General features: G+C 73.4%; 11 protein-coding genes. 3 read left to right on the forward strand and 8 right to left on the reverse strand.

Annotated features, from left to right (window positions below; translation table 11 throughout):
- Positions 1-734: 734 nt before the first annotated feature.
- Positions 735-3,245: a beta-glucosidase family protein gene (locus JFN87_RS12645; protein ID WP_209340109.1), complete on the reverse strand. Its 2,511-nt coding sequence runs from the start codon at positions 3,243-3,245 to the stop codon at positions 735-737.
- 177 nt (positions 3,246-3,422) lie between these two features.
- Between JFN87_RS12645 and JFN87_RS12650 the strand changes: the two genes are divergently transcribed.
- Positions 3,423-4,019 carry a TetR/AcrR family transcriptional regulator gene (locus JFN87_RS12650; protein WP_209340146.1) on the forward strand — a complete coding sequence of 199 codons (597 nt, stop codon included), beginning with the start codon at positions 3,423-3,425 and terminating at the stop codon, positions 4,017-4,019.
- Here the strand turns inward: JFN87_RS12650 and JFN87_RS12655 are convergent.
- On the reverse strand, positions 4,006-4,980 hold the full coding sequence (locus JFN87_RS12655) for an aldose epimerase family protein (protein ID WP_372449223.1): 975 nt from the start codon (positions 4,978-4,980) through the stop codon (positions 4,006-4,008). The genes JFN87_RS12650 and JFN87_RS12655 overlap by 14 nt on opposite strands.
- A 20-nt stretch (positions 4,981-5,000) precedes the next feature.
- Entirely contained in the window at positions 5,001-5,939 is a 939-nt protein-coding gene (locus tag JFN87_RS12660) for a GDSL-type esterase/lipase family protein (RefSeq protein WP_209340110.1), read from the reverse strand.
- Positions 5,940-6,296: 357 nt separating this feature from the next.
- Between JFN87_RS12660 and JFN87_RS12665 the strand changes: the two genes are divergently transcribed.
- Together JFN87_RS12665 and JFN87_RS12670 are read left to right on the forward strand one after the other, a co-directional pair.
- Positions 6,297-6,791, forward strand: a complete 495-nt coding sequence (locus tag JFN87_RS12665) for a DUF3145 domain-containing protein (protein WP_209340111.1) — start codon at positions 6,297-6,299, stop codon at positions 6,789-6,791.
- A 54-nt stretch (positions 6,792-6,845) separates the two neighbouring features.
- Positions 6,846-7,721, forward strand: a complete 876-nt coding sequence (locus JFN87_RS12670) for an NAD(P)-dependent oxidoreductase (protein WP_209340112.1) — start codon at positions 6,846-6,848, stop codon at positions 7,719-7,721.
- Positions 7,722-7,818: 97 nt separating this feature from the next.
- Here the strand turns inward: JFN87_RS12670 and fabF are convergent, their stop codons facing one another.
- The 5 genes from fabF to JFN87_RS12695 all read right to left on the reverse strand — a co-directional run bounded on the left by fabF (position 7,819) and on the right by JFN87_RS12695 (position 12,752).
- The gene (gene fabF / locus JFN87_RS12675) at positions 7,819-9,081 is read right to left on the reverse strand and encodes a beta-ketoacyl-ACP synthase II (protein ID WP_209340113.1); all 1,263 of its coding nucleotides are present in this window, start codon (positions 9,079-9,081) and stop codon (positions 7,819-7,821) included.
- 98 nt (positions 9,082-9,179) lie between these two features.
- Positions 9,180-9,428 carry an acyl carrier protein gene (locus JFN87_RS12680; RefSeq protein ID WP_209340114.1) on the reverse strand — a complete coding sequence of 83 codons (249 nt, stop codon included), beginning with the start codon at positions 9,426-9,428 and terminating at the stop codon, positions 9,180-9,182.
- A 76-nt stretch (positions 9,429-9,504) separates the two neighbouring features.
- Positions 9,505-10,509, reverse strand: coding sequence for a ketoacyl-ACP synthase III (locus JFN87_RS12685; protein ID WP_209340115.1), 1,005 nt, complete (start codon positions 10,507-10,509; stop codon positions 9,505-9,507).
- Positions 10,510-10,523: 14 nt separating this feature from the next.
- On the reverse strand, positions 10,524-11,465 hold the full coding sequence (locus JFN87_RS12690; RefSeq protein ID WP_209340116.1) for an ACP S-malonyltransferase: 942 nt from the start codon (positions 11,463-11,465) through the stop codon (positions 10,524-10,526).
- 87 nt (positions 11,466-11,552) lie between these two features.
- Positions 11,553-12,752, reverse strand: a complete 1,200-nt coding sequence (locus JFN87_RS12695) for a PucR family transcriptional regulator (RefSeq protein ID WP_209340117.1) — start codon at positions 12,750-12,752, stop codon at positions 11,553-11,555.
- Between the last annotated feature and the right edge of the window lie 13 nt (positions 12,753-12,765).

Here is a 12,765-nt window from a genome sequence, read left to right on the forward strand (position 1 = left end):
GCAGGCCCGGGCGACGGGGCGCCCGCGCCGCGGGCCTGACCGGCCGCGTCCGGCGCGGCGCCGGTAGCCGGGTGACGGCAGCCCGGCACGACTCTGCACCCGGCGGCGGCAAGCGCGTGCCCCGTGCCGTGGGCCTGAACCGGCCACGCCGGACGCCGAGTCGGCGGGGTCGGTGCGGACGGCTACCGGCATGGCGCCGGACCCGGGCGACGGTGGTCACCGCCATCTCGCCGCTACCGGTCAGCCATGACCCCCGGCCAGGGCAGCACGGCCGGTCGCCGACCCGCGACGCAACGTGCATGGCGACGCCGCGTGTTGCGTCTGCGCGGCGCGCCGCTGCCGGGCGCGAGACGGCGTGGCGGGCGCGCCGCTCCCTGACCCTCGTCGCCCCGTCGGGCGGCGTGGTGGAGCAGGTGGGTACCGGCACCACGCCGGTAGCCGGGGGCGCGGCCCGGCACGGGCCCCGCAGTTCGGCGCGGCTCCGCACCAGGCGACTGTGCGGCCTGGCCGGCCGCGTGCGACGCGAGGCGGTCTGGCGGGCACCGCCACCGCGCGGGTCCCGGTCAGCCATGACCCCGTGCCAGGCCCTGAGCCAGGGCGGCGTGGCGGGCGCACGTGCGCGGGCGCGCCGGACCGCTCGACGTGACGCGGATGGCGGCGCGGCGCGCCGCACGCGGGGACGTACGGCCCCGGGGCGGTGTCAGGGGCCGCCTCGGGGCCGTACGGCTGAGGGGTCAGCGCTCCACCGTCAGTGGGGCGCTCAGGCGCACGTCCGCGAGGGAGTGCGCCACCTGGATCTCATACCTGCCCTCGATCAGCGACCAGGAATCCGCCGTCTCGTCCCAGATCTCGAAGGCCCGCCGCCGCAGCGGGATCGCGACCTCCACCGTCTCGCCCGGCGCCGCCTCCACCGTGGCGAAGCCGGCCAGCCACCTGGCCGGGCGCTCCGGGGCGTCCGACGGGGCGTCCTGGGGCGCCACGTAGAGCTGCACGACCTCGCGGCCGTGCCTGGCGCCCGCGTTGCGCAGGCGTACGCGGGCCTCGGCCTGCGAGGCGTCCACCGTCTCGTAGTGCCACTCGGTGTAGCCGAGCCCGTGGCCGAACGCGTACGCGGGCGCCGTGCCCGCCTTCTCCCACGCGCGGTAGCCGATGAACACACCCTCCTCGTAGCGGAGTTGTCCCTCGCTCGGGGTAGTGTTCACGACCGGTGCGTCGGCCAGTGCGGCCGGCCAGGTGGTGGGCAGCCGTCCGCCGGGCTCCTCGGCGCCCAGCAGGACGTCCGCGAGCGCCGCGCCGCCCTGCTGGCCCGGGAACCAGCTCAGCAGCACCGCCGCGACGTCGTCGCGCCAGTCCATCTCCACCGGGGAGCCGGTGTTGACGACGACCAACGTGTGCGGATTGGCCGCCGCGACCGCCCGCACCAGGTCGTCCTGGCGGCCCGGCAGCCGCAGGTCGCGACGGTCGAAGCCCTCGGACTCGACGCGCTCCGTGGTGGCGACCACCACGACCGCCGTGTCGGCGGCCGCCGCCGTCAGCGCGGCCTCCGCGATCATCTCGTCCGGGTCGCGCTGCGGGCCGAGATGCAGCAGGGAGAAGCCGATCGCGTTCATCGGCGCGTCGGTGACCTTGAAGACCGTGACGCGCAGCGAGACCTCCACCGTGCTGCCCGATTCGAGCCGTACGCGGCCACGCTCGGTCGGCACCCCGAAGAACGCCTCGAACGGGTCGCTCGACTCGGCCGGCTCCTGGCGGCCCTCGTACAGCACGGTGCCGTCCACGGTGAGCGTGAAGCCGCCGAGGCCGCGCGTGCCGAACGCGTGCTCGCCGCTGTCGCGCGCCGTGAACGTGCCGGCGACCTCGACGACGGCCAGCTCGTCGTAGTCGACGCCGTCCGGCAGGTCGCTGCCGACCCACTGCACCCGCCCGTCGGGCAGCGGGACGGTGGCGAGCACCCGCCCGTCCGCCGCGCGCGCCGTGGCCGCCAGCTCGAAGTCGCCTCCCGCCACGGACAGTTCGGTGTTCGGGTCGGCGCCGACCGCGTACGTCAGCGACCCTTCGGGCAGCGCGGACGACAGCCCGTCGAGGGGCGCGACGACATGCGCGGGGAAGACCGTCGCCGAGCCGCCGCCGAGGATGCGGGCGTCCCGCGCGGCCGCGCCGATCAGCGCGACCTTCGGCGTGCGCGCCGGGTCGATGGGCAGCGCGGGGTGCCCGTCGCGTGCCTCGTTGCGCAGGAGGACGAACGAGCGGCGCGCGATCTCGCGCGTCACCGCGTCGCCGTCCACCGCCTCGCCGTCCACCGCCTCGCCGTCCACCGAGGCCCGCGGCTCGTCGCCGGCGCCGGCCACGCCCGGCAGTATGCCGACGCGCGCGGCGAGCCGCAGCACGTTGCGCGCCGCCGCGTCCACCGCCGACTCCTCGACCTCGCCCGCCCGCACGGCCGCGGCCAGCTTCTCGCCGTACACCGTCACGGGCCCCGGCATGGCGATGTCGAGGCCGCCGAGTGCGGCGCCGACGGTCGAGCGCGCGGCGAGCCAGTCGGAGACGATGGCCCCGTCGAAGCCCCACTCGCCGCGCAGGACCTCCAGCTGGAGGCGCCGGTTCTCGGTCATCGACGAGCCGTTGACGGTGTTGTACGCGGCCATCACGCCCCACGGGCGCGCGTTCGTGACGATGGCCTCGAACGGCGCGAGGTACAGCTCGCGCAGCGCGCGCCGCGACACCACGTTGTCGACGGTGAAGCGGTCGGTCTCCGCGTCGTTGGCCACGAAGTGCTTGACCGTCGTACCGACGCCGCCGTCCTGCACGCCCCGCACGTACCCGGTGCCGATCTCCCCGGTCAGGTAAGGGTCCTCGCTGTACGCCTCGAAGTGGCGGCCGCCGAGCGGCGAGCGGTGCAGGTTGACCGTCGGCGCCAGCAGCACGTGCACGCCCTTGCGGCGCGCCTCCTGCGCGAGCAGCCGCCCCGCGCGCCGCGCGAGCGCCGGGTCCCAGCTCGCGGCGAGCGCGGTCGGCGACGGCAGCGCGGCGGACGGGTCGTCAGGCGTCCAGCGCACGCCGCGGACGCCGACGGGCCCGTCGGACATGACCAGCGACGGCAGCCCGATCTCGGGCAGCGCGGGCAGCGACCACTGGTCCTGCCCCGCGAGCAGCCGGGTCTTCGCGTCGAGGTCGAGCGCGGCGAGCGCCGCCTCGACGCTCGCCTCCCGCGCGTCGTCCGCGGGTGTGGTGGATGCGCCGGTCAAGGCCGTACCTCCGGATGCCGGGTGGGTGAGGAGTGCCGAGCTGACCGTTACATACTGAGCCACCGACTTGTAGTCGAGTAGGTCTCGTTATTATTTTGTAATATTACGGCCGGTCGTATGGCGTACGGTCCTTGCCCAGGAGCCGACCAGGGACCGACCGGAGGGCCGAGGCGGATGGTGGCGAGAGCCAGGAGCGAGGAGCGGCGGGCGGAGATCCTGCGCGCCACGATCGAGGTGATCGCGGAACGCGGCTACCGCGGCACCACGCTGGGGGCGGTCGCCGAGCGCGTCGGCCTCACCCAGCAGGGCCTGCTGCACCACTTCCCCACGAAAGAGGCGCTGCTCGTCGCGGTCCTCGACGAGCGCGACCAGTGGGACACCGGCGGTGGCGCACGCCGCGGCGAGGGCTGGCGCCTCGAACTGCTGGCGTCACTCGTCGACTACAACGCCATGCGCCCCGGCATCGTGCAGACGTTCTCCGCGCTGCTCGGCGAGAGTGTGACGGAGGACCACCCGGCGCGGGAGTTCTTCACCCACCGCTACGGCCAGGTGCGCGCCGACATGGCGGAGTCGCTCCGTGACGAGTTCGGCGAGCGCCTGCCCGGCGGCCTGACGCCCGAGCAGGCGGCCCCGCTCCTCACGGCGGTGATGGACGGCCTGCAGTACCAGTGGCTGCTCGACCCGGAGGCCGTCGACATGCCGGTGGTCTTCCGCCACTTCCTGACCCTGCTGCGCGGCGGCGAGCCCGGCCCCGCGGGGCTCAGCGCGTCGTGAAGGCGTACGTCGTCGTCGAGGCGTGGCGCTCGCCCGGGCGCAGGATCGTGGAGGGGAACTCGGGCCGGTTCGGTGCGTCGGGGAAGCCCTGCGTCTCCAACGCGACGCCCGAGCCCGGCGCGTAAGGCACCGGCGGGGCGAAGCCGTCCGACGTGTACAGCTGGATGCCGGGCTCCGTCGTCGTGATCGTCAGCAGCCTGCCCGTCTCCCGCGCGTACAGCTCCGCCGCGGGGCCGCCGCCGTCCAGCGCGAAGTTGTGGTCGTGGTCGCCGTCGAGCTCGCGCGGCTCGCGGAAGTCGTGGTGCGTGCCGGCCACCGGCGCCGTCCCGCCCGTCGGGATGCGTGCCGCGTCCACCGGGGTCATGCGGGAGGCGCCGAGCCGCAGCGTGTGGCGGCCGACGGCGGGTCCCGACTTCGCGCCGTTCAGGTTCCAGTACGTGTGGTTCGTCAGGTTCACCGGCGTCGGGGCGTCCGCCACCGCGTCGTAGCGAAGGGTGAGGGCGCCCGCCTCGTCCAGCGTGTACGTCACCGCCACGTCGAGGCGTCCGGGGAAGCCCTGCTCGCCCGCCTCGCTGACCCGCGACATCCGCACGCCGTCCGGCACACGCTCCGCCCGCCACACCCGGCGGTCGAACCCCTCGGGGCCGCCGTGCAGGCAGTTGGGGCCGTCGTTGGCCGGCAGGTCGTACCCGACGCCGTCGAGCGTGAACGAGGCGCCCGCGATCCGGTTCGCGTACCGCCCGACCACCGCGCCCAAGTACGGCTTGGGGCACGCCGCGTACTCGGCGGCGGAACCGAGCCCGAGCACCACGTCCGCCACGTCACCCGACCGGTCGGGCACCTCGACCGACTGCACGATCGCGCCGTACGTCAGCAGCCGCACGCGCGTACCGCCACGCTCCAGCGTCCAGCACTCCACGTCGCCGCCCCCGGGCACCGCGCCCGCCGCTTCCCGCTCCACACTCGTCACGATCGGGCAGCCTACGTGGTCGGATCCGCCTCCGTGACACGGGCGTACGCGATGCGCGCCAGCGTGGCCTGCCCCTGTTTGCTCGGATGGAAGAAGTCGAAGGGGCTGAGCAGCGCCGCCGAGAAGTGGTAGCCGAACACCGCGCCCCCGTCGTAGCGGCACCGCCGATCCCGCGCGCACACGTCGCGCAGCACGCCGTTGTACGCCACGATCCGGTCGTACACCGTCTGCCTGCGCTGCCTGGCCGCCGCGTCGTCGCTCTGCGCGTTCCCGAGCATCGACGCGCAGATCCCGAGCTTCCACACCTCGCGCCCCAGTGGGTTGCCGCGGCCCGTGGCCCACAGCCGGCGCAGGTCGGGCACGCTCGACACGTACACCTGGGACGACGGCGACACCGCGCGCAGCTTGCGCATCGCCGCCTCGAACGACGTACGGAACGACGCGACGGACGTCATACCGTCCACCGAGTCGCGGCACGCGTCGTTCGCGCCGGCCGCCACCGTCACGAGACCCGGCCTGTGCACCGCGACCCGCGCCATCTGGGCCGGCAGCGCGGCCATCGTGGCGCCGGAGCGCGCCGCGTTCCAGCTGTGGCCACGGAGGTGCCCGGGGCCGAGCAGCCGCAGCGCGAGGCTGTCCACCGAGGGGTCCGTCCCCGTGGCCCACGACATCGACGGGCAGTCACGCAGCAGCCCGCACGCGTCGAACCCGCGGGTGATGGAGTCTCCGACCGCCGCGACGGATGCCGGGTCGCGGTCCCAGGTGGAAGCCGCCGCCTCGGTGCGCCTCGGCGAAGGGGACGGGGAGGACGGGGACGCGGACGGGGTGTGTGAGGTCCCGCGCGCGTCCTGGCCGTGGTGCGGGGAGCCGCAGCCGCCGGCCGCGAGCAGCGCCGCCACGGCGACCGCGGCGCCCGCACCGCGCGCCGCCGTACGCCTACCCCGTCGCATGCCTCGACACCTCATGGAAACACCGCTCTTCCCGGTTGTTGGCCAGGTGAAACCGCCACTGGCCTATGCGCACTCCCAGCCCCGCACGGGCGAGTGAAAGCTTCGCGTGAATCGGGCACCGGACCGACGGTACGTCACCCTCACAGCCCCTTCGCGCGGTAACTTTTCCACGTCGAACCAGCGGCACTCGGCGGACCGCGGCTCCGGTAGGTTGCATCACGTCACATGCTGTCCCATTTGCGGAGTTCTGCTTTCGATGATGTTTACTGAGAGGCAGTTGTCCGGCCCCGCAGGGGGTAGGACAGCAGCCTCTGAGGCCGCTGGGAAGGCGAACCTCGTCCCAGACTGGAGGTCCCGGTGACGACACGTGGAGTCCTGTACGTGCACTCCGCACCGCGCGCGATGTGCCCGCACGTCGAGTGGGCGGTCGGCGGCGTGCTCGGTGTCCGCGTCCAGCTCGACTGGATCAGGCAGCCGGCGGCCCCGGGCACCTTGCGGGCCGAGTTCTCCTGGAAGGGGCAGGCCGGCACGGCGTCCGAACTCGCCTCGGCGCTGCGCGGCTGGCAGATGCTCAGATTCGAGGTCACCGCCGAGCCGAGCCACGCGGCCGAGGGCGAGCGCTACAGCGCCACCCCCGACCTCGGCATCTTCCACGCCGTCACTGGGATGAACGGCGACATCCTGGTGCCCGAGGACCGGCTGCGGGCCGCACTCGGCCGCTCCGGGCGCGACGAGAGCGCGCTGCGGGACGAGATCGCGAGGCTGCTCGGCAAGCCGTGGGACGACGAGCTCGAACCCTTCCGCTACGCCGGCGAGGGCGCGCCGGTGCGCTGGCTCCACCAGGTCGTCTGACCGGCACGCCCCGCCGGAAGGCGACCGCGCGGCGCCGCGCCGTACCGTGGGGCCATGGCTGATCACAAGAGCGTCGCCCTGCTCGGCACCGGAATCATGGGGGCCGCCATGGCCCGCAACCTGCTGCGGACGGGCCACACCCTGCGCGTGTGGAACCGCACCCGCGCCAAGGCCGAGCCACTCGCCGCCGACGGGGCCCAGGTCTTCGGCACCCCGGCCGAGGCTGTCACCGGAGCCTCCACCGTCATCACCATGCTCTTCGACGGCGCCGCCGTCCTCGAAACCATGCGCGAAGCGGCGCCCGGCCTCACGAGCGGCGCCGTCTGGCTCCAGTCCACGACGGTCGGCGTGGACGACGTGCCGAGGCTCGCCGCGTTCGGCGCCGAGCACGGGCTCGTCTTCGTCGACGGCCCGGTCCTCGGCACGAAGGCGCCGGCCGAGGCGGGCAAGCTCACGAACCTCGCCGCGGGACCCGACCGTGCGCGCGAGGCGCTCGTCTCCGTGCACGACGCGATCGGGCAGCGCACGGTGTGGGCGGGCGACGACGGCTCCACGGCGGCGGCGACCCGCCTCAAGCTCGTCTGCAACAACTGGACGCTCGCGCTGACGCACGCCACCGGCGAGTCCGTCGCCCTCGCCAAGGGGCTCGGCATCGACCCGCAGTCGTTCCTCGACACCATCGAGGGCGGCCTCATGGACTGCGGCTACGTGCACCTCAAGGCCGACGCCATCGCCAGGGACGACTTCGCGCCCAGCTTCGCGCTCTCCAACGCGGCCAAGGACACCCGCCTGATCCTCGCCGCCGCGCAGGCGGCCGGCGTGCGGATGGACGTCGCGGAGGCGGGCGCCGAGCGGTTCCGCCGCGCCGAGGCGTCGGGCCACGGCGACGAGGACATGGCGGCCGGCTACTTCGCCAGCTTCGGCGACTGAGAACGGCCGGTGACCGGCCCGCCCGTACGTCACCGCAGCGCGCAGGGCCCCGCCTCCACGCGGGAGGCGGGGCCCTGGTGTGCGGGCGCGCGGGCCGTCAGAGCGTGCGCAGCGCCAGCACCACGTTGTGCCCGCCGAAGCCGAACGAGTCGTTGACCGCCGAGATCGTGCCCTCGGGCAGCGGCCTCGGCTCGTCGCGCACGATGTCCGCGTCGACCTCGTCGTCCAGCTCGTTGACGTTGATGGTCGGCGGCGCCATCCGGTGGTGCAGGGCGAGGATCGTGGCGACCGTCTCGATGCCGCCCGCGCCGCCCAGCAGGTGGCCCGTCATCGACTTCGTGGCGGAGATGGCCACATGGTCGAGGTCGTCCCCGAACACCTGGCGCAGCGCCTTGATCTCGCCGAGGTCGCCGAGCGGCGTCGAGGTCGCGTGCGCGTTGACGTGCACGACCTCGGACGGCTTGAGCCCGGTGTTCTCCAGCAGGTGGCGCAGCGCCGCCGCGATGCCGTCGCCCGTCGGCTCGGGCGCCGTGATGTGGTACGCGTCCGAGGAGATGCCCTGGCCGAGCACCTCGCAGTAGACGCGGGCGCCGCGCGCGGCGGCGTGCTCCGCGGTCTCCAGCACGATCAGGCCCGCGCCCTCGCCCATGACGAAGCCGTTGCGGGACTTGTCGAAGGGGCGCGACGCCTTCTCCGGCGCGTCGTTCTCCTTCGACATCGCCATCATGTTGGCGAACGCGGCGATCGGCAGCGGGTGGATCGTCGCCTCCGTGCCGCCCGCGATGACGACGTCGGCGCGGCCGGTGCGGATCATCTCGACCGCGTACCCGATCGCCTCGGCGCCGGAGGCGCAGGCGGACACCGGGGTGTGGGACCCGGCCCTGGCGCCCACCTCAATGCTGACGTTGGCCGCAGGGCCGTTCGGCATCATCATCGGCACGGTGTGCGGGGACACCTTGCGCGGCCCCTTCTCGCGCAGCGAGTCGTACTGGTCGAGCAGCGAGGTGATGCCCCCGATGCCTGACGCCACGACGGCGCCGAGCCGGTCGGGGTCCACCGCCGCGTCGTCGCCGGCCTTCGCCGTGAAACCGGCGTCGGCCCACGCCTCACGGGCCGCGACGAGCGCGAACTGCGCCGAGCGGTCGAGCTTGCGCGCGAGGGGCCTGGCCAGGACCTCGCTCGGATCGACGGCCGCCGAGGCGGCGAAACGTACCGGCAGGTCCGCGTAGCGCTCGCCCTCGAGCGTGCGTACGCCGGAGCGGCCCGCGAGCAGGCCCTCCCAGGTGGACGCGGTGTCGCCACCCAGTGGTGTGGTTGCGCCGATACCGGTGACGACCACAGTGCGATTGGTCGAGCTCACTGGAATTCCTGTCTCCACGTTCAGAAGGTTGAATTCATACGGCGCCACCACCGGGTGGCCTCAGCCGTGCGATCCGATCAGTCCTGCCGCGCGGTGCGTCAGGACTGGTGCTTGGCGATGTAGTCGGCGGCGTCGCCGACCGTCTTGAGCTCCTTGACGTCGTCGTCCGGGATCTTGACGTCGAAGCGCTCCTCGGCGGCGACGACGACCTCGACCATGGACAGCGAGTCCACGTCCAGGTCGTCGGTGAAGGACTTGTCCAGCTGGACGTCCTCGACCGGGATACCGGCGATCTCGTTCACGATCTCCGCGAGACCGGCAACGATCTCTTCCTGAGTGGCGGCCATGTCTGGCGCTCCTTCGATAGTGGTGGGGTTCTGCTTCGTGCCCGTTCCCTCGGCCGGTGGCCTGCGGGGAACTCGCCTAGGGGAGGGTAACGACCGTCGCGGCGTACACCAGACCCGCCCCGAAGCCGATGACGAGGGCGGTGTCGCCGCTCTTCGCTTTCCCGGTCGCGAGGAGCCGCTCCATGGCGAGCGGGATCGAGGCGGCCGAGGTGTTGCCGGTGGTCTCCACGTCACGCGCGACCGTGACGCTCTCCGGCAGTTTGAGGGTCTTCACCATCGAGTCGATGATCCGCATGTTCGCCTGGTGCGGGATGAAGACGTCCAGGTCGGCGGGGCCGATGCCCGCCGCGTCGAGGGCCTGCTGGGCGACCTTGGCCATCTCGAAGACGGCCCAGCGGAAGACGGACTGGCCCTCCTGTGCGATGGCGGGGAACTTCTCGGGCCTGCCGCCGTCGCGGTAGGCCGTCCACGGCTCCGTCTGGCGGATCGTCTGGGCCTTGTCGCCCTCGGAGCCCCAGACGGTGGGGCCCATCATCGGCTCCTTCGCCGGGCCGACGACCACGGCGCCCGCGCCGTCGCCGAACAGGAAGGCGGTCGCACGGTCGGTGAGGTCCGTCAGGTCGGACAGCCGCTCCACGCCGATGACCAGGACATGGCCGGCGGAGCCGTCCACGATCATGCCCTTGGCCAGCGTGAGGCCGTAGCCGAAGCCGGCGCAGCCCGCGGAGATGTCGAACGCGGCCGGCTTGCCCGCGCCGATCCCGTGCGCGATCTCCGTCGCGATGGCCGGGGTCTGCTTGAAGTGCGACACCGTCGAGACGATCACGGCGTCGATCTGCTCGGGCGTCACGCCCGCGTCGGCGATGGCCTTCCCGGCCGCCTCTATGGACATCGCCGCGACCGTCTCCTCCGGGGACGCCCAGTGGCGCGACGCGATGCCGGAGCGTGAGCGGATCCACTCGTCGGACGAGTCGATCGTCTCGAGGATCACCTCGTTGGGGACGACACGGGTGGGGCGGTAGCCGCCTACGCCCATGATGCGCGCGTACGGCGCACCCTTGCTGGGGCTGATCTTCGACATGATCGAGGGCTCCTTCATCCGGCCGTGGAGGACTGCTCGGAAACCAGCGCGCGGGCCGCGTCGAGCTGATCGGGGGTCTTGAGCGCGAGTGTCCCGGCTCCGGGCAGGTCGCGCTTGGCCAGGCCGGTGAGCGTACCGCCCGGGCACAGCTCCACCAGGGCGGTGGCGCCCAGGGACTGGAAGGTCTCCATGCACAGGTCCCACCGCACCGGGTTGGCGACCTGGCCCACCAGGCGGGCGAGCACGTCGGCGCCCGTGGCGACCGCCTGCCCGTCCCTGTTCGAGACGTACGGCAGGGCCGGGTCGCGGGGCGCGAGCTCCTTCGTCGCCGCTTCGAGGGCGTCGACCGCGGGGGCCATGTGGTGGGTGTGGAAGGCGCCGGCCACCTTGAGGGGGACGACGCGGCGCACGCCCTCGGGCTTGTCCTCGGCGAGCGCTTCGAGCTGCTCCATGGTGCCGGCCGCCACGATCTGCGTCCTGCCGTTCACGTTGGCGGGCGTCAGGCCGAGCCGTTCGAGGTGCGCGATGGACGTGTCGCGGTCGCCGCCGAGCAGGGCCGCCATGCCCGTCTTCGTGACGGCGGACGCCTCGGCCATCGCGAGGCCGCGGGTGCGCACCAGGCGCAGCGCCTCCTCGTCGGTCAGGACCCCGGCCAGCGCGGCGGCGGCGAGCTCGCCGACGCTGTGGCCCGCGACGGCTCCGACGGCCGCGGTGAGCTCGCCCGTCGAGGGGAACAGCTGCCGCGCGGACAGCAGCGCGGAGGCGACCAGCAGCGGCTGGGCCACCGCCGTGTCGCGGATCTCCGCCTCGTCGGCCTCGGTGCCGTAGCGCACGAGGTCGAGATCGATGAGGGCCGACCACTGCCGCAGCTTCTCCTCCGCGCCGGGGAGGTCGAGCCAGGGGGTCAGGAAGCCGGGCGTCTGGGCGCCTTGGCCGGGAGCGACGAGTACGAGCACGCTTCCACTCTCTCTTGTCGGCGGTCCATTGGGCCCGTGGGGACAGGGACGAAGAACCGCAAGGGGAATTGTGGAGAACTTACAATCTCAGAACTGTACGTCGGCGTCCGCGAGTCGCCCGAGGATCAGCGCGATCCGCAGCGTGAAGGCGGATCGCACGTCGGAAGGCGACCATCCGGTGACGTCCGTCACACGGCGCAGCCGGTAGCGCACGGTGTTGGGGTGCACAAACAGCATGCGTGCCGCGCCCTCCAGGCTGCTCGCCTGCTCCAGGTAGACGCTCAGCGTCTCCAGCAGCGCGGAACCCGCCTCTTCGAGCGGTCTGTAGATCTCCTCCACCAGCTGCTCGCGCGCGGCCGGATCGGCGGCGATCGCGCGCTCGGGCAGGAGATCGTCCGCGAGCACCGGGCGCGGCGCGTCCTGCCACGCCATGCACGCCTTGAGCCCGGCGGCGGCCGCCTGCGCCGACCGCGTCGCCGCCTGCAGGTCGGGCACCACGGGCCCCGCGACGACGGGGCCCGCCGCGTACGGGCCGATCAGCGACTTCGCCACCTGCAGCGGGTTGTCGGAGCCGCCGGCGATCACCACGAGCCGGTTGCCGAGCACGCCGGTCAGCACCTGGAGCTTCGCGTGCCGTGCGGCGCGCCTGATCGCCTCGACCGTCAGCTCGCTGTCGCCCTCGGGCGCCGTGCCGAGCAGCACGCACACGTGGTCGGGGGAGTTCCAGCCGAGCGCCGCGGCACGCGAGACCGCGCCCTCGTCCGCCTCGCCGGAGAGCACCGCGTTCACCACGAGGGACTCAAGACGGGCGTCCCACGCGCCCCGCGCCTCCGCGGCCTGCGCGTACACCTGCGCGGTGGCGAAGGCGATCTCGCGCGCGTACAGCAGCAGCGCCTCGCGCAGCACGGACTCGTCGCCCGGCGCGGCGATCTCCTCCACGGCCGACTCCACGACCTCGATGGTGGTGCGCACCATCTCCACCGTCTGCCGCAGCGTGATCGCCCTGGTCAGTTCGCGCGGCGCGGTGCCGAAGACGTCGGTCGAGATCGCCTGCGGCGTCTCGGGGCGCCGGAACCACTCGGTGAACGCGGCGATGCCCGCCTGCGCCACGAGGCCGATCCACGAACGGTTCTCCGGTGGCATCGCGCGGTACCACGGCAGCGTCTCGTCCATGAGGGCGATGGCGTTCGCGGCGAGCCGCCCCGACGACTGTTCGAGGCGGCGCAGGGTGGCTGCGTGCGGGTGGGGTTCGTTCGCGGGTACAGGCACGGGACAAGACTGCCTCATCAGGGCGAGTGGC

The sequence above is a fragment of the Streptomyces montanisoli genome (assembly GCF_017813245.1).
GTDB classification, from domain to species: domain Bacteria; phylum Actinomycetota; class Actinomycetes; order Streptomycetales; family Streptomycetaceae; genus Streptomyces; species Streptomyces montanisoli.

Excerpts from the sequence above, each read along its gene's own strand:
- JFN87_RS12680 (WP_209340114.1), bottom strand. The coding sequence starts at position 9,428 with ATGGCCGCCACTCAGGAAGAGATCGTTGCCGGTCTCGCGGAGATCGTG.
- JFN87_RS12660 (WP_209340110.1), bottom strand. The coding sequence starts at position 5,939 with ATGCGACGGGGTAGGCGTACGGCGGCGCGCGGTGCGGGCGCCGCGGTC.
- JFN87_RS12685 (WP_209340115.1), bottom strand. The coding sequence starts at position 10,509 with ATGTCGAAGATCAGCCCCAGCAAGGGTGCGCCGTACGCGCGCATCATG.
- JFN87_RS12695 (WP_209340117.1), bottom strand. The coding sequence starts at position 12,752 with ATGAGGCAGTCTTGTCCCGTGCCTGTACCCGCGAACGAACCCCACCCG.
- JFN87_RS12670 (WP_209340112.1), top strand. The coding sequence starts at position 6,846 with ATGGCTGATCACAAGAGCGTCGCCCTGCTCGGCACCGGAATCATGGGG.